Source organism: Micromonospora sp. H61 (assembly GCF_018070325.1).
GTDB lineage: Bacteria > Actinomycetota > Actinomycetes > Mycobacteriales > Micromonosporaceae > Micromonospora > Micromonospora salmantinae.
Genome location: NZ_JAGPXY010000028.1, coordinates 60193 through 81859, shown reverse-complemented (window position 1 = coordinate 81859; position 21667 = coordinate 60193). Strand labels below are relative to the sequence as shown.

Annotated in this window: 22 protein-coding genes and 1 pseudogene; 16 read left to right on the top strand and 7 right to left on the bottom strand. The window is 72.3% G+C overall.

The genetic code is table 11. From position 1 onward, the window contains the following. The first annotated feature begins 301 nt into the window (after positions 1-301). The gene (locus tag KBX08_RS16645) at positions 302-1351 is read left to right on the top strand and encodes an ROK family protein (protein WP_210784403.1); all 1050 of its coding nucleotides are present in this window, start codon (positions 302-304) and stop codon (positions 1349-1351) included. 41 nt (positions 1352-1392) lie between these two features. On the opposite strand, the gene KBX08_RS16640 is transcribed toward KBX08_RS16645, so the two are convergent. Both KBX08_RS16640 and KBX08_RS16635 read right to left on the bottom strand, forming a co-directional pair. Then, positions 1393-1593 carry a DUF397 domain-containing protein gene (locus KBX08_RS16640; RefSeq protein WP_210784402.1) on the bottom strand — a complete coding sequence of 67 codons (201 nt, stop codon included), beginning with the start codon at positions 1591-1593 and terminating at the stop codon, positions 1393-1395. Positions 1594-1598: 5 nt separating this feature from the next. Beyond that, the gene (locus KBX08_RS16635; RefSeq protein WP_091393087.1) at positions 1599-2444 is read right to left on the bottom strand and encodes a helix-turn-helix transcriptional regulator; all 846 of its coding nucleotides are present in this window, start codon (positions 2442-2444) and stop codon (positions 1599-1601) included. Between the two features lie 277 nt (positions 2445-2721). Here KBX08_RS16635 and KBX08_RS16630 point away from each other — a divergent pair, with 277 nt between their 5' ends. Together KBX08_RS16630 and KBX08_RS16625 are read left to right on the top strand one after the other, a co-directional pair. Next, positions 2722-2940 (top strand): hypothetical protein, encoded by a 219-nt coding sequence (locus KBX08_RS16630; RefSeq protein ID WP_030335309.1) that lies wholly within the window; start codon positions 2722-2724, stop codon positions 2938-2940. A gap of 195 nt (positions 2941-3135) precedes the next feature. Continuing rightward, a complete protein-coding gene (locus KBX08_RS16625) occupies positions 3136-4236 on the top strand; it encodes a D-alanine--D-alanine ligase family protein (protein WP_210784401.1) in 1101 nt (366 codons plus the stop codon). A gap of 55 nt (positions 4237-4291) precedes the next feature. Here the strand turns inward: KBX08_RS16625 and KBX08_RS16620 are convergent, their stop codons facing one another. Both KBX08_RS16620 and KBX08_RS16615 read right to left on the bottom strand, forming a co-directional pair. Beyond that, positions 4292-4975: a DUF3515 family protein gene (locus tag KBX08_RS16620; RefSeq protein ID WP_210784400.1), complete on the bottom strand. Its 684-nt coding sequence runs from the start codon at positions 4973-4975 to the stop codon at positions 4292-4294. 9 nt (positions 4976-4984) lie between these two features. Continuing rightward, positions 4985-5218: an Lrp/AsnC ligand binding domain-containing protein gene (locus KBX08_RS16615; protein WP_030487446.1), complete on the bottom strand. Its 234-nt coding sequence runs from the start codon at positions 5216-5218 to the stop codon at positions 4985-4987. A 96-nt stretch (positions 5219-5314) separates the two neighbouring features. Between KBX08_RS16615 and KBX08_RS16610 the strand changes: the two genes are divergently transcribed. Then, positions 5315-6304, top strand: coding sequence for a thiamine-phosphate kinase (locus tag KBX08_RS16610; RefSeq protein ID WP_210784399.1), 990 nt, complete (start codon positions 5315-5317; stop codon positions 6302-6304). A gap of 29 nt (positions 6305-6333) precedes the next feature. After that, positions 6334-6795 carry a GNAT family N-acetyltransferase gene (locus KBX08_RS16605; RefSeq protein ID WP_210784398.1) on the top strand — a complete coding sequence of 154 codons (462 nt, stop codon included), beginning with the start codon at positions 6334-6336 and terminating at the stop codon, positions 6793-6795. A gap of 179 nt (positions 6796-6974) precedes the next feature. On the opposite strand, the gene rpmB is transcribed toward KBX08_RS16605, so the two are convergent. Continuing rightward, positions 6975-7166 (bottom strand): 50S ribosomal protein L28, encoded by a 192-nt coding sequence (gene rpmB / locus KBX08_RS16600; protein WP_011905179.1) that lies wholly within the window; start codon positions 7164-7166, stop codon positions 6975-6977. A gap of 287 nt (positions 7167-7453) precedes the next feature. Here rpmB and KBX08_RS16595 point away from each other — a divergent pair, with 287 nt between their 5' ends. Beyond that, complete coding sequence (locus KBX08_RS16595; protein ID WP_210784397.1) at positions 7454-9067, top strand: DAK2 domain-containing protein; 1614 nt, start codon at positions 7454-7456, stop codon at positions 9065-9067. Further along, entirely contained in the window at positions 9064-11262 is a 2199-nt protein-coding gene (gene recG, locus KBX08_RS16590; protein WP_210784396.1) for an ATP-dependent DNA helicase RecG, read from the top strand. Before KBX08_RS16595 ends, recG begins: the two co-directional genes overlap by 4 nt. A 76-nt stretch (positions 11263-11338) precedes the next feature. Here the strand turns inward: recG and KBX08_RS16585 are convergent, their stop codons facing one another. Beyond that, entirely contained in the window at positions 11339-12301 is a 963-nt protein-coding gene (locus tag KBX08_RS16585; protein WP_210784395.1) for an LPXTG cell wall anchor domain-containing protein, read from the bottom strand. Between the two features lie 394 nt (positions 12302-12695). Between KBX08_RS16585 and rsmD the strand changes: the two genes are divergently transcribed. The 9 genes and pseudogenes from rsmD (at position 12696) to KBX08_RS16540 (ending at position 20674) form a co-directional block, all read left to right on the top strand. Continuing rightward, complete coding sequence (gene rsmD / locus KBX08_RS16580; protein WP_210784394.1) at positions 12696-13259, top strand: 16S rRNA (guanine(966)-N(2))-methyltransferase RsmD; 564 nt, start codon at positions 12696-12698, stop codon at positions 13257-13259. Continuing rightward, on the top strand, positions 13256-13738 hold the full coding sequence (gene coaD, locus KBX08_RS16575; RefSeq protein WP_030335289.1) for a pantetheine-phosphate adenylyltransferase: 483 nt from the start codon (positions 13256-13258) through the stop codon (positions 13736-13738). The genes rsmD and coaD overlap by 4 nt, the downstream gene beginning before the upstream one ends. A gap of 251 nt (positions 13739-13989) precedes the next feature. Then, a complete protein-coding gene (locus tag KBX08_RS16570; protein WP_030335287.1) occupies positions 13990-14487 on the top strand; it encodes a hypothetical protein in 498 nt (165 codons plus the stop codon). Between the two features lie 109 nt (positions 14488-14596). Beyond that, entirely contained in the window at positions 14597-15160 is a 564-nt protein-coding gene (locus KBX08_RS16565) for a DUF177 domain-containing protein (RefSeq protein ID WP_110562455.1), read from the top strand. 5 nt (positions 15161-15165) lie between these two features. Beyond that, on the top strand, positions 15166-15339 hold the full coding sequence (gene rpmF / locus KBX08_RS16560; protein WP_030335284.1) for a 50S ribosomal protein L32: 174 nt from the start codon (positions 15166-15168) through the stop codon (positions 15337-15339). A gap of 114 nt (positions 15340-15453) precedes the next feature. Continuing rightward, the gene (locus KBX08_RS16555; RefSeq protein ID WP_210784406.1) at positions 15454-16437 is read left to right on the top strand and encodes a phosphate acyltransferase; all 984 of its coding nucleotides are present in this window, start codon (positions 15454-15456) and stop codon (positions 16435-16437) included. Beyond that, positions 16434-17183: pseudogene (gene rnc, locus KBX08_RS16550) on the top strand (ribonuclease III); the annotation flags it as partial. The gene KBX08_RS16555 and the pseudogene rnc, both read left to right, overlap by 4 nt. 193 nt (positions 17184-17376) lie before the next feature. Next, a complete protein-coding gene (gene mutM, locus KBX08_RS16545) occupies positions 17377-18234 on the top strand; it encodes a bifunctional DNA-formamidopyrimidine glycosylase/DNA-(apurinic or apyrimidinic site) lyase (RefSeq protein WP_210784393.1) in 858 nt (285 codons plus the stop codon). Positions 18235-18454: 220 nt separating this feature from the next. Continuing rightward, positions 18455-20674 carry an MMPL family transporter gene (locus KBX08_RS16540; protein WP_210784392.1) on the top strand — a complete coding sequence of 740 codons (2220 nt, stop codon included), beginning with the start codon at positions 18455-18457 and terminating at the stop codon, positions 20672-20674. A 124-nt stretch (positions 20675-20798) separates the two neighbouring features. Here KBX08_RS16540 and KBX08_RS16535 read toward each other — a convergent pair whose 3' ends face one another. After that, complete coding sequence (locus KBX08_RS16535) at positions 20799-21641, bottom strand: endo alpha-1,4 polygalactosaminidase (protein ID WP_210784391.1); 843 nt, start codon at positions 21639-21641, stop codon at positions 20799-20801. Between the last annotated feature and the right edge of the window lie 26 nt (positions 21642-21667).

The following is a 21667-nucleotide window of genomic DNA, read 5'->3' as shown; positions in this document are numbered from 1 at the left end:
TGGACCAGTGACCAGGCCCGACATGGGCCCACCCCGGGCGCTCGGACCGCCCGACCCGGTGGCGCGGGGCACGCCTCTCTCTCACGTACGGCCACTCCGCCGTACCCGAAAAGTGCCCCGCGCCCCACCCACCCCACCCCACCGATCTTGCAGCTTCGGTAGTCGACATCGGCGTTGATGCCCCTTGTGTCGGGACAGCAAGTGCAAGATCGCGGGGAGGGCGAGGGTCGCCCGGGCATGGCGGGGGAGGGGGGTTGGCACTAGCCTCGGCTCACACTCATGACGGCGGGAGGCGGTTTCGGTGGGCAGCGCAGGGGTGCCGGTGGTCGTCGGGCTGGACAACGGCGGCACCAGCAACAACGCCACAGTGCTGACGGTGGACGGCCGCTTCCTGGTGGACGGGCTGTTGGAGATCCCCAGCGAGGTGCGGGCCGGGCCGGAGGCGGCGATCGAGGCGTTGGCCCTGGCGCTGGACGGTGCCCTGGCGCATACCGGCGTGCCGCGCGACCTGGTCCAGGCGGTCGGGCTGGACACTCCCGGCCCGGCCAGCGCCGACGGCGTCATCTCGTCGCGGGGCTCCACCAACTTTTCCCAGCCGGCCTGGCGCGGCTTCGACGTGCGAGGGGCGCTGGAGCGACGGCTCGGGCTGCCGGTGATCTATCACAACGACGGCAACGCTGCCGCGCTCTACGCCCACCATGTCTACTTCGGCGCCGACGCGATGAACCGCTCCTCGGTGTCCCTGATCGTCGGCACCGGCCTCGGCGGCGGCGTGGTCGAGAGCGGTCGGGTGATCGCCGGCGCGGCCGGGATGGCGGGGGAGTTGGGCCACGTGCACATCCCGCTGAGCGGGCTGCTCGGCCCGGGTCAGCCGGAGCCCACCTGCGCCTGCGGCTTCACCGGAGATGTCGAGAGCGTCGCCTCGCTGACCGGCATCGAACGCAATCTGCTGCCGTACTGGCTGACCCGGTACCCCGACCACCCGCTCGCGGCCGAGTCGGTGGCCCGGGCGGCCAAGCTGGTCCGGGGGTACGGCGAGCGCGGGGACGCCCTCGCGCGGGGTCTCTTCACCCAGCAGGCGATGGCGCTGGGGCGGCTGTTCACCGTCGCCGCGAACTTCACCGACCCGCACGCGTACTTCGTCGGCGGCGGAGTGGTGGAGGCGGCACCGGAGTTCCGCGACTGGTTCCTGGCGACGGTCCGCGAGCACACAGTGCTCCGCGAGGAGCAGGCGGCGGTCGCCACCTTCGCCCTGGTGCCGGATCGGGACATGGCCGGTGCCCGAGGCGTCGCGATCGCCGCGCTGGAGGCGCTACGCGCCGTTCCGGAGCCCCGTCCGCTGGTTGCCTGAGCCGGCGCGGGCCTCGGCCCGCACCGGCTCGGCACCTCTGGTCAGCGCTGGGGTGGCGCCTGGGCGAAGGCGGCCCAGGCCGCCGTTGGGAACAGCAGGGCCGGGCCGGCCGGGTCCTTGGAGTCGCGTACGGCAACGAGCCGCGGGATCGCGGCCACCTCCACGCAGGCGCCTTCGTCGCCGCTGCGGCTGCTCTTGCGCCACCGCGCCGTGGCCAAGGCCGCTGTGATCATCGGGGTCATCGGTCCTACCGTCCCTTCAGGACTGACAGGAGCATCTCGCGGCTGTCCGCCGGGCTGAGCGCCACGCTTCGGAGATGCTCCATGATCTTGGTGCAGGTACGCGTCTCGCCGGCGCGGTCGAGGATCATCTGACCCGCGACGGTCTCCACCGACGCGATGATCGGGTCCTCCGGGTCGGCGAACTCGAGGATGTGCAGGGAACCCCGGGTGCCCCGGTGGTAGCCGGCGGAGAGCGGGATCACCTGGACGCTGATGTTCGGCAGCTCGGCCATCTTGACCAGGTGCCGTAGTTGCCCGTTCATCACCGACTGGTCACCGACCGGCCGGAGCAGGGCGCCCTCGTCGATGATCGCGTCGAGGATGGGCGGCTGGTCGGCGGTGAGCCGCTGTTGTCGGTCGAGCCGGATCTTGACCCGCTGCTCCACCAGGTCGTCGCCGAGGGTGTGCGGCCCGCCGCGCATCACGCCACGGATGTAGTCCGCGGTCTGCAACAGGCCGGGCACCACCGAGGGCTCGAAGTTGGCGATGGCTGTCGCCTCGGCCTCCAGCGCGATGAAGTCGATGGTGCGCGGATCCAGCAGGTAGGAGTACGACACCCACCAGCCGGGCTTGCGGGCGTCCTTGGCGAGCTGCACCGCCGCGGCCACCTCCTCGGCACTCACCCCGTACGACGTGAGCAGGGCGCGCACGGTGGCCGGGCTGATCAGGGTCTGGGCGTTCTCGTAGCGGGACAGGGTGCTGCGGGTGCTGTTGATTTCATCCGCCGCGGTCTCCAGCGTCAGCCCGGCGGCTTCCCGGTGGTGGCGCAGGGCGATGCCGAGCCGGCGGGCGCGGGCGGTCTTCGGAGCCATGCATCGATGGTCGCATACATTTGCGGGAACGTCTGCATGAGAGAACGTCGATGGGAGTTGCATTCACGCCTATACACGTGTCAATCTGTTATCGCGTCCTCACCGCCGGTTGTCGTGGCGACGGTGGTGGTGAGCGACCGGAGGGGATGGGGCGCGCGGCGATCGGGTTTCTCCCCCGTACCCGATCGTCGCGTGCCGCCCCTCCACCCGGCCTGCCGGAAGGAGACGACGTGCGAACCCGCCCGGAGCCCTCCGCCGTACCTTCGGGCGGAGTGCGATGACCCGTTTCCTCGTGGTGCTCACCGACGTGCGTCCCGTCGAGGGCGTCAACCGCAACGAGCGGGTCGCGCCGGAACGGCGCCGGCAGGTCGTCGGCGCCAGCAGCCGGGAGGCCGCCGACCGCATCGCCGGAGCGTTCATGGCGCTGGGCATGGTGCGGGCCGGCCGGCAGCGGGTGAAGGTCATCGCGGTCGGCCGCCGGCACTCCCGGGACTGAGCCGCCCCAGGTCAGCGGGCCGCGACGCCGCCACCGTCCGATCACGCACCGTATATCCTCTCCTGACCGATTGCCGTGTCGTGCCGCGGCTCGCCGGGTATCGCCGCGCCCCTCGGCCACGCACAGTAAGGTCAACCGGGTGAGCGCCACCGGCGAGCACGACCAGCCGCAGTCGCGTACGAAGAGGTGACCGGAGTGACCACCCCAGGCAAGACCCGCGTGGCGATCGTCTTCGGCGGCCGCAGCCCGGAGCACGGCATCTCCTGCGTCAGCGCCGGCAGCGTGTTCGGCGCACTCGACCCGGACGAGTTCGAGGTGGTGCCGGTGGGCATCACCCGGGCCGGCCAGTGGGTGCTGACCAACGGAGACCCCGCCCAGCTCGCGATCAACGCCCGTCAGCTGCCGGAGATCACCGCGGACTCGGGTGACGACATCGTGCTGCGCGCCGACCCCACCGGCAACGGACTGATGGTGCTCGACCCGACCGAGGGCCCCCGGGCGCTGGCCGACGTGGACGTGGTCTTCCCGGTGCTGCACGGCACCTACGGCGAGGACGGCACCATCCAGGGAATGCTGGAGATGGCCGGCATCCCGTACGTCGGGGCGAACGTGTTCGCCTCCGCGGCCGCCATGGACAAGGAGTTCACCAAGAAGCTCTGTGCCGTCGAGGGCATCCCGGTCGGCACGTACGCCGTGCTGCGCAACGGCATGACGCTCAGCGAGCAGGACAAGGAGCGGCTCGGCCTGCCGGTCTTCGTCAAGCCGTCCCGGGCCGGGTCGTCGTTCGGCGTCAGCAAGGTCACCGACTGGGCCGAGCTGGACGCGGCGGTCGCCGCCGCCCGGCAGTTCGACCCGAAGGTCATCGTCGAGGCCGCGATCGTCGGCCGCGAGATCGAGTGCGGTGTGCTGGAGGGCGAGGCCGGCGGCACCCCCGAGGCGTCCGTGTTGGCCGAGGTGCGGGTCGTCGCCGACCACGACTTCTACGACTTCGAGGCGAAGTACCTCGACGACTCCTGCGAGTACGACATCCCCGCCAACCTGCCGGAGAAGGTGACCCGCCAGGTGCAGGAGTACGCGGTCCGCGCGTTCACCGCGCTGGACTGCGCCGGTCTGGCCCGGGCCGACTTCTTCGTCACTCCCGAACTGGACGTCTACCTCAACGAGATCAACACGATGCCCGGCTTCACCCCGACGTCGATGTTCCCGCGGATGTGGGCGGCCTCCGGCCTGGAATACCCGAAGCTGGTCAACCGGCTGATCCGTACCGCCCAGCGGCGCGGCGTCGGCCTGCACTGAACCGTCCGAACCCCGCCCGCGTCGGTCAGCCGGCGCGGGCGGAGTCGGTTCGGGTTCAGCGCTGGCAGCCGGACGGGATCGCGCCGCCGGAGGGCACGCTCGCCACGATCGTGCTGGAGATCGTCGGCAACCACTGCAACGGCTGCTCGTACGAGCGCGGGACGCGCACGGTGATCAGCGTCTCCCGGTCGACAGTCGAGAGGACCGCCGCGTCGGCCTGCTCGGCCAGGTGCCAGCAGACCCGGTTGACCGTCCAGACCTCGTCGGTGCTGGGAAAGGCCGGCTCGGTGCCCCCGCAGGCAACGGTTATCGCGGGGTCGCCGTAGGCGGCGTTCTGCTCCGGGCCGGCGGTGACCGGCCGCTGGGCCAGGTCGCGGATGCTCGCCGGAAGCTGGGAGAGCAGGGCCCGGCAGACCGTGGCCGGCCGGGCGGCCAGCGCCGGGGCGGCCATCTCCACCGGGGTGGTGGACTGCACCCGGGCGGTGGTCGCGGAGGGCGTCGGCGCGGCGGCCGGCGTGTCCGGGCTGAGCTTGCTGAAGGCCAGCACGGCCACCAGCAGCGTGATCGGCAGCGCGATCAACGTGGCCAGCAGGGCGGCGCCACGCATGGTCCGATCGCGGCCGGCCGGCGCGGCGGCGGCCGGATCGGTCGACTCGCGGTTACCGTCAGCCGGCTCGGACGTCCCGTCGGCCGCGTCGCGTGCCCCGTCGTCGTCCAGAGCCGAGGAGGAGGTCGTCATCTCGTCCACTTACAGCCGCACCACCGAACACGTGAGGGTGCGGGTGATGCCGGGCACCATCTGCACCTTGCTGACGATGAGTTTGCCGAGCTCGTCGACGGTGTTCGCCTCGGTGAGGACGACCACGTCGTACGGCCCGGTGACGGCGTCGACGCGTACCACGCCGGGGATGTCCGCGATGAGACCCGCCACGTCACGTGCGCGGCCGACCTCGGTCTGGATGAGGATGTACGCCTGTACCACGACTCGACCTCCGTCCGTCGCCGCCCGGGAGCGGCCCGAAGGGTGAAAGTACCTTACGGACCAGGTCCGATCCCTATCGGTGGTCAAGGAGCAGCGGTGAGCGAGCACGGCGGAGCCGGGCAGCACGGGCGGAACGCCAGCGGTGGCGTCGGCGTGTCCGGGATCGGGGAGTTCGGGCTGATCGGGAAGATCACCGCCCGGCTGTCGTACGGGCCGACGACCCTGCTCGGGCCGGGCGACGACGCGGCGGTGGTGGCCGCGCCGGACGGCCGGGTGGCGGCCTCCACCGACGTGCTGGTCGACGGGCGGCACTTCCGCCGGGACTGGTCCTCGGCCCGCGACGTCGGGCACCGGGCGGCAGCCGCCAACCTGGCGGACATCGCGGCGATGGGTGCCACGCCGACCGCCCTGCTGGTCGCTCTCTGCATGCCGGCGGACCTGGACACCGCCTGGGCGGAGGAGTTGGCCGACGGGCTCTCGGCGGAGGCGGCGACTGTCGGCGCGAGTGTGGTCGGCGGGGACATGTCGGCCAGTCCCACCCTGACCGTCGCGGTCACCGCGCTGGGCGACCTGGCGGGCCGTCCGCCCGTGTTGCGCTCGGGCGCCCGACCGGGGGACGTGCTCGCTCTGGCCGGGCGTACCGGGTTCGCGGCAGCCGGGCTGACCGTGCTGACCCGGGGCTTTCGTACCCCTCGGCTGCTGGTCGAAGCGTACCGGCGGCCGCAGGTGCCCTACCAGGCCGGCCCGCAGGCCGCCCAACTCGGCGCCACCTCCATGATCGACGTGTCGGACGGGCTCCTCGCCGACCTCGGGCACGTCTCGGCGGCCAGCGGGGTGGCGATCGACGTACGCCGCGACGGGTTCGAGGTGCCCCGGCAGATGGCCGACGCGGCGCAGGCACTCGGCGTCGACCCGTACACCTGGATCCTCGCCGGTGGCGACGACCACGCGTTGGCCGCGACCTTCCCCCCGGCGGTGGTGCTGCCACCGGGCTGGCGGCCGATCGGTCTGGTCACCGACGGTGCCGGCGTGACTGTCGACGGCGTCGCCCACGACGGCCCGGCCGGCTGGGACCACTTCCGGTGAGGCCCGCGCGCGGCCGTATCCTGGATACCGTGAGTGAGATCGAGATCCGGGCGGTGCGGTTCGACGCACCGGTGGCGCAGCACCTGATCCGCGCCGCACTGGCCGACCTCGGTGCCCGCTACGGCGGCACCGGCGACGACACCCCGGTGGACGCGGCCGAGTTCGAGCCGCCCGACGGCGCGTTCCTGGTGGCCTACCTGGCCGGCGAGCCGGTCGGCTGCGGTGGCTGGCGCAGCCACGGGGCGGACACCGCGGAGCTGAAGCGGATGTACACGGCCCCGGCGGCACGGGGGCGGGGGGTCGCCCGCGCGGTGCTGGCGGCCGTCGAGCGCTCCGCCCGCGAGCACTGCCGCAAGCGAGTGGTCCTGGAATGCGGCGACAAGCAGCCCGAGGCGATCGCCATGTACGGCTCCGCCGGGTACGAGCGGATCCCGAACTTCGGCTTCTACAAGGACGCGGAGGGCTGCGTCTCCTTCGGCCGCACCCTCTGACCTGTGGATCAGCCCTTGCCGGGCCCGACCGGCCGGTGTGCCAGGTCACGGTGGGCCCGGCCGGGCCTGCGCGCCAGACGTTGACGGGCCGGCGTGCGGCGTCGCCCGCGGACACGACTAAGCCGGCGGACCCTCGGGGTCCGCCGGCTGAGCCGAACGAAAAGGTGGGTGCTACCGCGTCAGGCGCGGGTGACCTTGCCGGCCTTGATGCACGAGGTGCAGACCTTCAACTTCTTGGTGTTGCCGCCACCGGCCGGGGTACGCACCGACTGGATGTTCGGGTTCCAGCGGCGGTTGGTCCGCCGGTGCGAGTGGGACACGTTGTGGCCGAAGCCCGGTCCCTTGCCACAGACGTCGCACACGCTAGCCACGGGATACTCCTGGGATTGATACGTTCATGAGGTCGCCGGCAGGTGCTGCCCGGGCAACCTGGTCAGGTTACCCGATGACTCGCCGACCCGGCCAACCGGCCTGGTCCGGCGCTCGCCCGTGCCCCGGCTCACACCTGGTCGTGGGCCCGTCCGCCCAACGGCGGGCCGGCCCGGCGGCAAGGGTACCGGAGGCGCTCGTTCCCGCCGCGACCAGCGCCGGCCCGGGCCGGCGAGGACACGCCGGACGAGTCCGACGGGTGTCGGTGCGCGCCAGTAGGCTTCTGCCCGTGCTGGACACCCTCGACGCCGCCGCGGTCCGCCGCTGGTGCGCGAGCGGGCTGGCCGCACTGAAGCGTCACCAGGGCGAGATCGACCAGCTCAACGTCTATCCGGTGCCCGACGGCGACACCGGCACCAACCTGGTGCTCACCCTCACCTCGGCGCAGCAGGCCCTCGCCATGGATCTGGACACTCTCCCCGACAGCGGGCCGACGGCGCACGGGCACGCGCTGCGGCTGATGGCCCAGGGCGCGCTGCTCGGCGCGCGGGGCAACTCCGGGGTGATCCTCTCGCAGATCCTGCGTGGTTTCGCCGACCAGGTCGCCGGGGTGCCGACGGTGCGTGGCCGGGAGCTGGCCGCCGCGCTGCGCTCCGGCACCGCCGCCGCGTACACAGCGGTCTCCCGGCCAGTCGAGGGCACAGTGCTCACAGTGGTCGCGGCGGCCGCCGCCGCGGCCGAGGGCGCGGACAGCGACGACCTGCCGACGGTGGCCGGCGTCGCGGCCCGGGCGGCGGCCGAGGCGCTCGCCCGCACCCCGGAACAGCTGCCGGCGCTGGCCCGCGCGGGCGTGGTCGACGCCGGTGGCCGAGGGCTCTGCGTGCTGCTCGACGCCCTGGTCGAGGTGCTGACCGGGGAGCGCACGGTCCGGCCCGCGCCGACGCCGCGCTCCGCCCGCCCGGCGGCCACCGTCGCCCGCGAGACCGGTTCGGATGAGTACGCGTACGAGGTGCAGTTCCTGCTCGACGCCCGAGCCGAGGCCGTCGCCGGGTTGCGGCGGGCGCTCGACGCCCTGGGAGATTCGCTGGTCGTCGTCGGCGACGGGCGTGAACCGGAAGGCACCTGGAACGTGCATGTGCACGTCAACGACGTGGGCGCGGCGGTCGAGGCAGGTGTCGCCGCCGGCCGCCCGTACCGCATCTCGGTGACCCGTTTCGCCGACCACTCGGAGTCGCCCTCCGGCCCGGTGGTGGCCGGCCGGGCCGCGGTGGTGGTGGCCACCGGCGGCGGCATCGCCGACCTGTTCGCCGCGGAGGGCGCCACCGTCGTGCCGGGCAACCCGTCCACGGGCGAGCTGCTGGATGCCGTCCGCAGCACCGGTGCGGCCCGGGTGGTGGTGCTGCCCAACGACGCCAACACCGAGGCGGTGGCGAGCGCGGCCGCCCGCGAGGCCCATCGGCACGGCATCAAGGTGAGCGTGGTGCCGACCCGATCGCCGGTGCAGGCCCTCGCAGCCCTCGCGGTCCGCGACGGTGACCGCCGTTTCGAGGACGACGTCATCGCGATGGCCGAGGCGGCTGGCGCCTGCCGGTACGCCGAGGTCTGCCATGCCAGCCGGGAGGCGCTGACAGTGGCCGGCCCGTGCCGCCCCGGTGACGTGCTGGCGCTGGTGGAGGGGGAGGTGCACCTGATCGGCACCGACCTCACGGACACCTGCGCCGCAGTGGTCGACCGGATGCTCGGTGGTGGCGGCGAGATGGTCACCCTGCTGGCCGGGGTGGACGCTCCGGCCGGGCTCACCGACGCCGTCCGCGCGCACGTCGCGCGACGCTGGCCGTTCGTCGAGGTGCACGCGTACCCGGGCGGCCAGCCGTTTTATCCGCTCCTGGTAGGGATCGAATGAGCGAACCAGCCACTGTGGACACTCCGCTGAAGAAGCTGGTCGGGGACAAGACAGCCAAGGCGCTGGCCTCGCACCTCGACCTGCACACCGCGGGTGACCTGGTCTACCACTTTCCGCGTCGCTACGACGAGCGTGGTGAGCACACCGACATCCGCTCACTGGACGTCGGTGAGCAGGTCACAGTGCTGGCCCAGGTGCAGCGCACCGCGGTGCGCCCGATGCGTCAGCGGCGGGGCAACCTGCTGGAGGTGACCGTCGGCGACGGCTCCGGCGGGGTGCTGACGTTGACCTTCTTCGGCAACCAGGCGTGGCGCGAGCGCGAGTTGCGCCCGGGCCGGTGGGGTCTGTTCGCCGGCAAGGTCACCGAGTTTCGGGGAAAACGGCAGCTCAACGGCCCGGAGTACGTCCTGCTCGGCGAGGGTGGCGACGGCGAGGCGGCGGTCAGCGACGACATCGAGGAGTTCGCCGGGGCGCTGATCCCGGTCTACCCGGCCGCCGCGGCCGTGCCGACCTGGGTGATCGCGCGCTGCGTGCGCGTCGTACTGGACACGTTCACCCCGCCGGACGATCCACTGCCGAGCGCAGTGCGGGCCAGCCGCAAGCTGGTCGGGCTGGGCGCCGCGCTGACCGAGATCCACCGGCCGTCCAGCAAGGAGGCGCTGCACCAGGCGCGGCGGCGCCTCAAGTGGGACGAGGCCTTCGCCGTCCAGGTGACCCTTGTGCAGCGCAAGCACCGGGCGGCCGACTGGCCGGCCCGGCCCCGCCCGGCGCGCCCGGGTGGGCTGTTGGAGGCCTTCGACGCCCGACTCCCGTACGAGCTGACGGCCGGTCAGCGTGAGGTGGGTGTGGAGATCGCGGCGGACCTGGCCACTCCGCACCCCATGCACCGGCTGTTGCAGGGCGAGGTGGGCTCGGGCAAGACGGTGGTGGCGCTGCGGGCGATGCTTCAGGTGGTCGATGCGGGCGGGCAGGCCGCGCTGCTGGCGCCCACCGAAGTGCTGGCCGCCCAGCACCACCGCGGCATGCTCGACCTGCTCGGGCCGCTCGGGCGGGCCGGTGAGCTGGGCTCCGCCGAACACGCCACCCGGGTCGAGCTGGTCACCGGCTCGTTGGGCGCGGCGGCCCGCCGCCGGGCGCTCGGCGAGGTGGCTAGCGGTGCCGCCGGCATCGTGCTCGGCACCCACGCCCTGCTGTACGAGGGGGTCGACTTCGCCGACCTCGGCCTGGTGGTTGTCGACGAGCAGCACCGCTTCGGCGTGGAGCAGCGCGACGCCCTGCGGGCCAAGGCCGACCAGCCGCCGCACGTGCTGGTGATGACGGCCACCCCGATCCCGCGCACCGTGGCGATGACCGTCTACGGGGACCTGGAGGTCTCCACGCTCTCCCAGCTGCCCCGGGGGCGGTCGCCGATCGCCTCGCACGTGGTGCCGGCCGCCGAGAAGCCGGCCTATCTGGACCGGGCCTGGCGTCGGCTGCGCGAGGAGGTGACCGCCGGCCACCAGGCGTACGTGGTGTGTCCGCGAATAGGTGACGGGCCGACCAGCGACGAGGAACCGCCACCCGAGGACGACAACGGGCGGCGGCCACCGCTGGCGGTGACCGAGGTGGCTCCGTTGCTGGCCGAGGGCCCGCTGCACGGCCTGCGGATCGGGGTGCTGCACGGTCGCCTGCCGGCCGACGAGAAGGACGCGGTGATGCGTTCCTTCGCGGCCGGTGACCTGGACGTGCTGGTGGCGACGACGGTGATCGAGGTCGGCGTGGACGTGCCTAACGCCACCGTGATGATCGTGCTGGACGCCGAACGGTTCGGTGTCTCCCAACTTCACCAGCTGCGGGGCCGGGTCGGTCGGGGTGCTGCCGCCGGGCTGTGCCTGCTGGTCAGCGAGGCGGCCGAGGGTTCGTCGGCGCGGGAACGGTTGGATGCTGTGGCGTCCACCAGCGACGGTTTCAAGCTCGCCGAACTGGATCTGGAGCAACGCCGTGAGGGCGACGTGCTGGGTGCCACCCAGTCCGGGCACCGTTCGCACCTGCGGTTGCTGTCCCTGCGACGCGACGCCGACCTGATCCGTGACGCCCGCGCCGAGGCGATCACCCTGATCGAGGACGACCCGGAGCTGGCCCGCAGCCCGGCACTGGCCGCCTCGGTGGCCGCACTGGTGGACGAGGACCGCGCGGAGTACCTGGAGAAGGGCTGACCACACAGGCCACTACATGGCTGAGGGCGCGCCGACCGGGTGGTCGACGCGCCCTCAACTGTCAGAGCGGGTTGGTTCAGGCGGTGAAGCGAACCCGACGACGACGGGCCACCACGAACAGGGCGGCACCGGCGGCCAGCAGCACCACGGCGCCGGCGATGATGCCGCCGGTGGCAGCACCGGTCAGCGGCAGAGCCGGCTCGTCCTTACCGCCACCCTGACCCGGGGCGCACTCGGCCGGCTGCTCCCAGGCGATCGGCGCGGTGTCGTCGAGGCCCTCGGCGGCCGGCGTGACGACCAGACCCTCGAACGCGTCGAAGGAGACGGAACCGGTCTCGCCCGGCTTCACGACCAGCGTCTTCACCTCGCCCTTGTTCGGGGTCAGGGTGAGCGTGACGGTCTCACCGTCGGCGGGGTTCTCGATCGCGAAGGTGAGCTTGTCGCAGGTCGACTCGACCGAGCCGACCGGCTCCGCCGGAGCCGGGGTGGCGGTCGGGGTCGGGCTCTGGGTCGGGGGCTGGCTCGGCGACGGAGAGACGACAGTGGGGGTCGGGGTGGGGGTCACCGACGGAGTGGCGGTCGGCGTCGGGCTGCTCGGCGAGGGCGTGGGCTCTGCCGCGCAGGTGCCCTTCGGCTCGGCGGCCACGGTCCGCTCCTCGGTCACGATCCGGTCGGAGCGCACCCACCGCGCCTCGACGGTCAGCTCGATCGTCGGCCGCTTCTGGTCGAAGCGGTGGGCCTGGGTGCCGGTGAGGAAACCCTTGCCCTTCGCCGGGAGAGTGGCGTCCTGCGCCAGGCCGCCGGTGAAGTCGCCCGGGACGGTCGACTCGAGCTTGGTGATCTTCGCGTCGATGTTCTCGCTGTTGCCGACCGTCCAGGTCACCTTGACCTGGCCGTCGGAGGTCAGGCAGTAGGTGCCGGAGGGCTCGGGGTGGTGGGCACTCGCGGGGCTCGCGAGGACGCCGACGCCGGCGATGCCGATCAACGCGCCCGCGGCGATGGCCGCGACGCGCCGGAACGGAGACTTGGGAGGGTTCACGCCTGCTCCTGGTGAGGGGGTACGGATCGCGTGGCGGGAGGCCGGGAGACATCGTGACCGGGGGGTCAATTGCTCACCGGGGCGTCGCGCGACGCGGTGGTGTTCCCGCGGCGAAAGCGGGGACAGGGGGAGACTGTACTGATGGGTGGTTAATGAGGGGAGTTCAGATCATTGCCATTCGGCAATGTAGTCGATTCGTGATCTTTGATGGACCGAATGTGTCGGTCCGGTCACTGGGGACGGTTCCGCCGCCGTGGCTCCACGGTGGATACCGCGCCGTCGGGGCTGCTCAGGTGCTCCGCGTCGTCGTCCGCCGGCAACTCCCGGCTCCGCGCCGTGCTGACCGGCTCCGCGCCGCATCGCGTAGCGTCGCGGGCATGAGCAGGAGGAAACGGTGACCCGGATCGTGGCCGGGACGCTCGGTGGCCGGCGGATCGCCGCGCCGCCCGGCGCCGGCACCCGACCCACCTCGGACCGGGTCCGGGAGGCGCTGTTCAGTGCCGTCCAGGCCGAGGTCGATCTCGACGGCGCCCGCTTCGCCGACCTGTACGCCGGCTCCGGCGCGGTCGGCCTGGAGGCGCTCTCCCGAGGTGCCCGGCACGTGTTACTGGTCGAGTCCGACCCGCGGGCGGCCCGGGTGATCCGGGAGAACGTGGCGGCCCTCCGTGCCGGTCCGGCGGCCCGTCTGGTCACCGGCAAGGTGGCGACGGTGCTGGCCGCCGGACCGGACGGCGAGCCGTACGACGTGGTCTTCGCCGACCCGCCGTACGCGCTGCCGGACGAGGAGATCACCGCGCTGTTGGCCGCGCTGGTCGACGGCGGCTGGCTGGCGCCCGACGCGTTGGTGGTGGTGGAGCGGTCCCGCCGCACCAGGGAGTTCGACTGGGTGGAGGGGATCACCGCCGAGCGCAGTCGCCGTTACGGCGAGACCACCCTTTGGTACGGTCGCCGATCATGAGACGTGCGGTGTGCCCCGGTTCGTTCGACCCGGTCACCAACGGACACCTCGACATCATCGGGCGGGCCAGTCGGCTCTTCGATGAGGTGATCGTCGGTGTGCTGGTGAATCAGTCGAAGAGTGGCCTGTTCACCGTCGAGGAGCGCATCGAGATGCTCCGCGAGGTGACCTCGTCGTACGGCAACGTGCGGGTCGAGTCGTTCCGAGGGCTGCTGGTGGACTTCTGCCGGGCCCAGCAGGCCAGTGTGCTGATCAAGGGCCTGCGGGCGGTCAGCGACTTCGACTACGAGCTGCAGATGGCCCAGATGAACATCGGTCTGGCCGGCGTCGAGACGCTGTTCATGCCGACCAACCCGCTCTACTCGTTCCTCTCGTCGAGCCTGGTCAAGGACGTCGCCAAGTGGGGTGGCGACATCTCCGCCCACGTCCCCGACCCGGTCCGCGAAGCCCTCCAGGCCCGCCTGGGCCCCCGCCGCTAAGCCGACCCTGGCTCCCCCTCACCCTCGCGATCTTGCACTTACGGCGCCCGCGTCGCCCCTTTCGCCGTGGTTTGACGCGACCGAAAGTGCAAGATCGGGGCGGTGGGAGCCGGGGGTAACTATGTCGCGACTCGCCGGGTTGGGGTGAGTGGGGCGGCGGTGGGGCCGGCACGACATGATTGGTGGCGCGGGGAACGGCCGTAGCCCGCATCATGGAGGTCGGCCGACGAACGACAGGAGTGAGGTAGCCGGTGGACCCGCTCGATCGCATCGACGAACTGATCGCCATCCTGGAGCAGGCCCGCTCCGTCCCGATGTCGCGCAACAACTGCATGGTCGACCGGGGTGAGATGATCGCTGCCCTCGATGAGATGCGTGCCGATCTCCCCGCCGACCTGCGTCGCGCCGCCGCGCTCCTGGAGGAGCGCGACAAGATCATGGAAGCCGGCAAGCGCGAGGCGGACCGGATCATCAGCGAGGGTGAGGCAGAACACGCCCGCCTGGTCTCGGTGAACGAGATCACCGTGTCGGCCGAGCACGAGGGCGCCCGGATCATCGGCGAGGCCCGCGCCGAGGCGCAGCGCCTGCGTGAGGAGGTCGACGACTACGTCGACACCGCGCTGGCCAACTTCGAGCAGTTCCTCACCAGGGCACTGGCCTCGATAGAGCGCGGCCGGGACAAGATGCACGCGCTGCGGGAGATCGGCACCTTCGCTGGGGATGAGGCGGAACGCCCGCTACCCTTCTGAGCGGCACCTCACCAGCCGACTTCTCAGGCGGGCGTCGCCCCCGGTTCGACGGTCCGGCGGTCGCCCAGGTAACCTTTTTTGTCGGCCTCTCACCGGCCGGAGTCTAACTATGCCCAAGCACTCGCCATCGACACTCAACCCCAGGTCGCCGCTGGTCCTCGACACGAGGGACCTGCCGCGTCGCCCTGGCGCGTTGCGTGAGGTCCAGCGGGTCGTGCCGGCACCGGCGGACCTCGGTGTGGAGTTGATCGGCGTGCCGGAGGGCGCGGACCTCGACCTCGATCTGAGGTTGCAGTCGGTGTCCGAGGGCGTGCTCGTCTCCGGGACCATCACCGGTCCCGTCCGGGGCGAGTGCGGCCGTTGCCTGCGCGAGATCAACGACTCGATGGGCGTGACGATCCAGGAGCTGTACGCGTACGAGGACAGCACCACGGACGCCACGACCGACGAGGACGAGGTGGGCCGGATGCAGGGCGATCTGATCGACCTGGAGCCGGCGCTGCGGGACGCGTTGGTGCTCACGCTGCCGACCAACCCGCTCTGCCGGGAGGACTGCCCAGGACTGTGCCCCGAATGCGGGGCGCACTGGGACGATCTGCCGGCCGACCACAGTCACCAGCAGATCGACCCGCGTTGGGCGGGCCTGTCGCAACTGACCGTTACAGAGGAGTAAGAACCGTGGCCGTCCCGAAGCGCAAGATGTCGCGCAGCAACACCCGGTCTCGCCGGGCGAACTGGAAGGCGACAGTGGTCGCGACCGTTGCGTGCCCGCAGTGCAAGTCCCCGAAGCTGCCGCACGCTGCCTGCTCCGTCTGCGGCACCTACAACGGCCGCCAGGTTCTCGAGGTCTGACCTGGACGCCGAGTGACGCCCCCGACCCCAGGTCGGGCGGCGCGCGCATCCTGGCATTCGCCCGGTGCTCCGGCTCCCTCCGACGCCGGCCGGACCGATCCGGCCGGCGTTCCGGTGGAGCCGGGCGCCGCGCGGATCGCCGTTGACCTCCTCGGCGGGGACGACGCTCCCGCCGTCGTGGTTGACGGCGCTCTGCGGGCCATGCGCGCCGACCCTGATCTGCATCTGCTTCTCGTCGGTCCGACCGAGGTCGCCGACGAGCTGATTGCTGCCCTCGATCCGGCGCAACGCGCCCGGATCACGGTGCGGCCCGTTCGTGATGTCGTCGGCATGGCCGACCATCCCAGCGCCGCCCGCTCCGAGAGCACCGTCCGGGCCGCGGTCACCGCCGTCCGGGACGGGACGGCCGACGCCGTGGTCTCCGCCGGCGCCACCGGTGCCACAGTCACCGCTGCCGTGCTCGGCCTCGGCCGCTCGCCGGAGATCCGCCAACCCGCGCTGGCCGCCACCCTGCCCGCCGTGGCGGGGCCCGTCGTGTTGCTCGACGTCGGCGGCTCCCTGGAACCCCGCCCGGCCACCCTCGCCCGTCACGCCGTGCTCGGCGCCGCGTACGCGGCGGTGGCCCACTCGATCGCCGCACCCCGCGTCGGGCTGCTCTCGGTCGGCACCGAGGCCGGCAAGGGCGACCGGGTCCGCCGCGCCACCGACCCCCTGCTCGCCGTCGAACCGCTGCCCGGCGGGGCGCGCTACGTCGGCCTGGTCGAGGGGTACGACGTGGCCCTCGGCACGCGCGCCGATGTGGTGGTCACCGACGGCTTCACCGGTAACGTGCTGCTCAAGGCCATTGAGGGCGCGTACGCGATGGCCGGCGGCCCACCTGCCCAGGGCGGCGCGCCCCGCGCGGCGGCACTGCTGGGCGTCGCGGGGACGGTGGTCGTCTGTCACGGGTCCGCCCGCGCCGACGACGTCGCCTCCGGCATAGCTCTCGCCGCCCACCTGTGGCGGCGGCGCGCCACCGATCTGGTCTCCGCGTTGCTCGACCGCGACGCCGCGACGGGTCGCACCGACCGCTCCACCGACACCGAGGTACGCACATGAGCAACGACAAGCGGCGGCGGGCGTCCGTCGGTCACCTGGAAGCCGCCTTCGGAGTGAGCCTGGAACCCGAGCTGCTCCAGCGCGCGTTGACCCACCGGTCGTACGCGTATGAGAACGGCGGGCTGCCGACCAACGAGCGGCTGGAGTTCCTCGGCGACTCGGTGCTCGGCGTGGTGATCACCACGGCGCTCTTCCACAACCACCCTGATCTGCCTGAGGGGCAGTTGGCCAAGCTGCGGGCCAGCGTGGTCAACATGCGGGCGCTCGCCGACGTGGCCCGCGGTCTCGGCCCGGACGGGCTGGGCGCGTACCTGCTGCTCGGCAAGGGTGAGGAGACGACCGGTGGCCGGGACAAGGCGAGCATCCTCGCCGACACGCTGGAGGCGCTCCTCGGCGCGATCTACCTCCAGTACGGCCTGGACACCACGGGGATCGTCATCCACCGGCTCTTCGACCCGCTGATGGCCGAGTCGGCTGGTCGCGGGGCCGCCCTGGACTGGAAGACCAGCCTCCAGGAGTTGACGGCGGCGCTCGGTCTCGGCGTCCCGGAGTACCGGATCGAGGGCACCGGCCCGGATCATCTCAAGACGTTCACCGCCTGGGTGGTGGTGGCCGGCATCCGGTACGGCGGCGCCGAGGGGCGCAGTAAGAAGGAGGCCGAGCAGCGGGCCGCCGAGGCAGCCTGGCGGACGCTCGCCGAGCAGAACGGTCAGCACGGCGACGACGGCAAGGATGGTCGGGCCGGCGACGAGGGCCAGGGTGGTCGGGCCGGCGACGATCGTCAGGACCAACCGATCGGTCGGGACGACTCGGCCGACCGGGACGAGCCGTTCGGGCCGCTGGAGCGCGCCGAGCGGGCGGCTCAGGCCGAGCAGGCCGACCACCTGGCGCAGGCGCTGCCGGCCGGGGGCGCCGACGGTCACGAGACGGGTCGGCCGCGTGCCTGAGCTGCCCGAGGTGGAGACCGTCCGGCAGGGCGTGGCCCAGTGGGTCGTCGGCCGTCGGATCGCCTCGGTCGAGGTTCGTCATCCGCGTGCGGTCCGCCGGCACGCTCCTGGCGACGTGCACTTCGCCGACGTGCTCGCTGGCCGGACGGTGCTGGACGCCCGCCGTCGCGGCAAGTACCTGTGGCTGCCACTGGACAGCGGTGACGCGATCGTCGGGCACCTCGGCATGTCGGGTCAGCTGCTGCTCCAGCCACCCGGGACGACGGACGAGACCCACCTTCGGGTCCGGTTCCGGTTCAGCGACGACGGCCCGGAGCTGCGCTTCGTCGACCAGCGCACGTTCGGCGGGCTCTCGGTGAGCGAGGGCGGCGCCGAGTTGCCCGACGAGATCGCGCACATCGCCCGCGACCCGATGGACCCGGATTTCTCCGACGAGGCGTTCGTCGCGGCGCTGCGCCGCCGGCACACCGAGGTGAAGCGGGCACTGCTCGACCAGACCCTGATCTCCGGAGTGGGCAACATCTACGCCGACGAGGCGCTCTGGCGCGCCAAGCTGCACGGCGGCCGACCCACCGACGCGCTGACCGGCCCGGCCGCGCAGCGCCTGCTCGGCCACGTCCGCGACGTGCTCGCCGAGGCCATCAGCGAGGGCGGCACCAGCTTCGACGCCCTCTACGTGAACGTCAACGGCGAGAGCGGCTACTTCGACCGTGCGCTCAACGCGTACGGCCGCGAGGGCGAGCCGTGCCGGCGGTGTGGCTCGCCGATCCGCCGTGAGGCGTTCATGAACCGGTCCTCGTACAGCTGCCCGCACTGTCAGCCACGCCCCCGGGGTTCCCTTCGGGGATGACCCGGAGCCAGCTCGGGGGCAACGCCGGCGGGTCGCGGCGGGTCACTCCGGGGTGGACCCCGGTGTACGTCCGGATCGGGGTTCGACCCCGGCGAACGCACCCCCGCGCCCGGTCTGCTGGTTCCAGGGTGGGCCCAGGTCGATCCCCGATGTGACCGCCTCGTCACGCACCTAGCGTCAGCACCGTTGACAGGGGGTTGACGTGACAGGGGGACCCGAGATGGGGAGAAGACCGGTGACGGTGCGGCTGGCGCGGTGGAGCGCCGAGCACCCGTGGCGGGCGATCGCACTGTGGGCCGTGTTCGTGGCGGTGTGCTTCGTGGGCGGCAGCGCCGCCGGGCTCAACGAGGCCACCAGCGGTGACCAGGCGATCGGCGAGGCGGGGCGGGCCAGCCTCATCGTGGACGCCGGTGACTTCGACGACCCGGCCGTGGACAACGTCCTCATCACCTCCCGGGGTGGCGCGTTGGACCCGGCGGCGGCGAAGTCGGCGGCCGACGATGCGGCGGCCCGGCTGCGTACGGTCGCCGGGGTGGCCGGGGTCGGCCAGCCGGTCACCGCGCGGGACGGCTCGGCGCTGCTGCTGCCGATCACCATGTCGGGTGACCCGGAGACGGCCTCGGAGCGGGTGCAGCCGTTGCGCGACGCAACCGCCACGGTGCAGGCCGCGCATCCCGGGCTGCGCGTCGAGCAGGTCGGCGGACCGTCGATCGGCCAGGCCCTCGACGACACCCTGGGTAAGGACTTCAAGCGCGCCGAGCTGCTCAGTCTCCCGGTCACCCTGGCGATCCTGATCATCGCGTTCGGCGCGCTGATCGCGGCGAGCGTGCCGGTGCTGCTGGCACTCTCCTCGGTGGCCGCCGCGATGGGTCTGTCCACTCTCGCCTCGCACCTGGTGCCGGCCACCGACACGACGGCGCCGGTGATCCTGCTGATCGGCATGGCGGTCGGCGTCGACTACTCGCTCTTCTACATCCGTCGGGAGCGGGAGGAACGCGCCAAGGGTCGGTCCGGTCTGGACGCGGTGGAGATCGCCGCGGAGACCTCCGGGCACGCCGTGGTGGTCTCCGGCGTCGCGGTGATCATCTCGATGGCCGGGCTGCTGCTCGCCGGCGACGTGGTCTTCTCGTCCCTCGCCATCGGCTCGATCCTCGTGGTGGCCGTCGCGGTGACCGGTTCACTGACCGTCCTGCCCGCCCTGCTGGCCCGGCTCGGCCGTTGGGTGGACCGGCCCCGGGTGCCGCTGCTCTGGCGACTGACCGCACCGCGTACCGGCCGGCACGGCGAGCCCCGTGCGCCCCGGCTGTGGCCGGCGGTGCTCCGGCCCGCGCTGCGCGCGCCGGTGGCGACGCTTGTCATCTCGGTCGGGCTGCTGCTCGCGCTGGCCGCGCCGGCGCTCGGCATGAAGCTGAAGTTCCCCGGCATGGAGGACCTGCCCCGCACGACTCCGGCGATGCAGGCGTACGACCGGCTCACCGCCGCGTTCCCGAGCGCCGGGACCAATCACGTGGTGGCTGTCCGGGCGCCCGCCGACCAGGCCGACCGGGTACGCGCCGCCCTCACCGGCCTGTCCACCCGGGCGGCCGGCGATCCGCTGTTCGCCCCGGCCGAGGCGGACGGCCCGAAAATCGAGGTGTCGGCCGACCGGCGGGTCTCGGTGTTGGACGTCCCCACCCCGTACGCCAGTCGGGACGATCGGTCGGTGCAGTCGTTGGAAAAGCTGCGCGGGGACCTGGTCCCGGCCGAGCTGAGGGGCATTCCCGGCATCGAGTACGCGGTGGGCGGGGGCGTGGCCGACAGCGAGGACTACGCCCAGCACGTCCGGGACAAGTTACCGCTGGTCATGGGCTTCGTGCTGGTGCTGACCTTCCTCGTCATGACGTTCACCTTCCGGTCGGTGGTGATCGCGGCCAGTTCGATCGCGCTGAACCTGCTCTCCGCCGGTGCCGCGTACGGCCTGCTGGTGCTGATCTTCCAGGGCGAGTGGGCGCAGGGACTGCTCGGCTTCACGTCGATGGGTGCGATCGTGTCCTGGCTGCCGCTGTTCCTGTTCGTGGTGCTCTTCGGCCTCTCGATGGACTACCACGTCTTCGTGGTAAGTCGGATCCGCGAGGGCATCCGGTCCGGCCTGTCCAACCGCGACGCCGTGTCGTACGGGATCACCTCGTCGGCCGGGGTGGTGACCAGCGCGGCGATCGTGATGGTCGGGGTCTTTTCGATCTTCGCCACGCTGAGCACGATCGACATGAAGCAACTCGGCATCGGTCTGGCGGCGGCGATCCTGCTGGACGCCACCATCATCCGGGGAGTGGTGCTGCCGGCGTTGATGACGATGCTCGGCGACGCCAACTGGTGGGCCCCGCGCTTCCTGCGTCCCCGCCCAACGCCCGCGCCCACCGACCCGCCAGCCCCCGCCCCAGAGCTGGTCCCGGTCCCCTAACCACCCGAACCCCCTCCGCCCTCCTGCCTGCCGATCTTGCACTTTCTGTCGCGACGTAGCGGGGTCAACCCGGCAAATCGGGAACCGAAAGTGCAAGATCGCGGGGACGGGGGCGGGGACGGGGTCAGGGGAGGGGGCAGGGTTCCCGGGAGGCGTCCAGCATGCGGTTCTTGCGGATCGACGCGAAGCCGTAGCCGACGGTGGTGACACAGAAGTCGTCGGTCGAGCCGGTGTACTCGACGTGGAAGACCGGCTTGCCGACGTCGCTGAACGGCAGCAGTTTGGCGCACTGGGCCAGCCGGACGCACTCCTCGTTGACCGCGAAGTCGAAGTCCGGGGCCAGCGCGGCGAGTTGCGGCACGTCGTTGACCAGCCCGGGGGAGAGGCTCAGCGAGCGGGCCAGCTCGGCGAGCCGGCGGTTGAACAGCAGTTGGTCGTCGAAGTCGAGCGGAAAGCCGGTGCGTGCCGTGTACCCGTCGGCGTCGAAGAGTGCCACCGCGCCGAAGCCCTTGCCCCGGCAGAGCCGGAACCGGTCGGCCAGCACCGGCCGGAGCGCGTCCCAACTCCGGACGTCCAGCCACCGGCTGTCGGGTCGACGCCCGCCGGCGCCCCGGACGACGTCCGGAAACCGGCTGGCGTCCGGGTCGTCGGAGCGGACCGATCCCACGTTCACCTGGCAGATCAACCGGCGGTCCCGGGAGCGCAGGTCGGCGGTCTGTGCGGCGGTGGTGGCCACCGGGTCGAGGAGGAAGACGTGGGCGTCCACCGCCGGGTCGAGCGGGCCGCTGAGCTGCCACTGCCACTGCCAGTGCCGGGCCTGCGTCGCCGGCCACGCGGTGGGCGCGCCGGGCGGGGTCAGTGCGGGCCGGCACCCGTACGCCGGCACCAGGAGCACGAGAGCGACGCAGGCGGACAGGAGGCGGCGCAGTGGGCGTACGGCGACGCGTCGCCGCGGCCGGATCCGCATCGGCAGCTCCCGGGTCCCGGGCGGCC

What these genes read in the sequence shown, in the direction of transcription:
- KBX08_RS16640 (WP_210784402.1), bottom strand. Translation starts at nt 1,593, where the DNA reads ATGACCCCGATGATCACAGCGGCCTTGGCCACGGCGCGGTGGCGCAAG.
- KBX08_RS16635 (WP_091393087.1), bottom strand. Translation starts at nt 2,444, where the DNA reads ATGGCTCCGAAGACCGCCCGCGCCCGCCGGCTCGGCATCGCCCTGCGC.
- KBX08_RS16630 (WP_030335309.1), top strand. Translation starts at nt 2,722, where the DNA reads ATGACCCGTTTCCTCGTGGTGCTCACCGACGTGCGTCCCGTCGAGGGC.
- KBX08_RS16620 (WP_210784400.1), bottom strand. Translation starts at nt 4,975, where the DNA reads ATGACGACCTCCTCCTCGGCTCTGGACGACGACGGGGCACGCGACGCG.
- recG (WP_210784396.1), top strand. Translation starts at nt 9,064, where the DNA reads ATGAGCGAACCAGCCACTGTGGACACTCCGCTGAAGAAGCTGGTCGGG.
- coaD (WP_030335289.1), top strand. Translation starts at nt 13,256, where the DNA reads ATGAGACGTGCGGTGTGCCCCGGTTCGTTCGACCCGGTCACCAACGGA.
- KBX08_RS16565 (WP_110562455.1), top strand. Translation starts at nt 14,597, where the DNA reads ATGCCCAAGCACTCGCCATCGACACTCAACCCCAGGTCGCCGCTGGTC.
- KBX08_RS16540 (WP_210784392.1), top strand. Translation starts at nt 18,455, where the DNA reads ATGGGGAGAAGACCGGTGACGGTGCGGCTGGCGCGGTGGAGCGCCGAG.
- KBX08_RS16535 (WP_210784391.1), bottom strand. Translation starts at nt 21,641, where the DNA reads ATGCGGATCCGGCCGCGGCGACGCGTCGCCGTACGCCCACTGCGCCGC.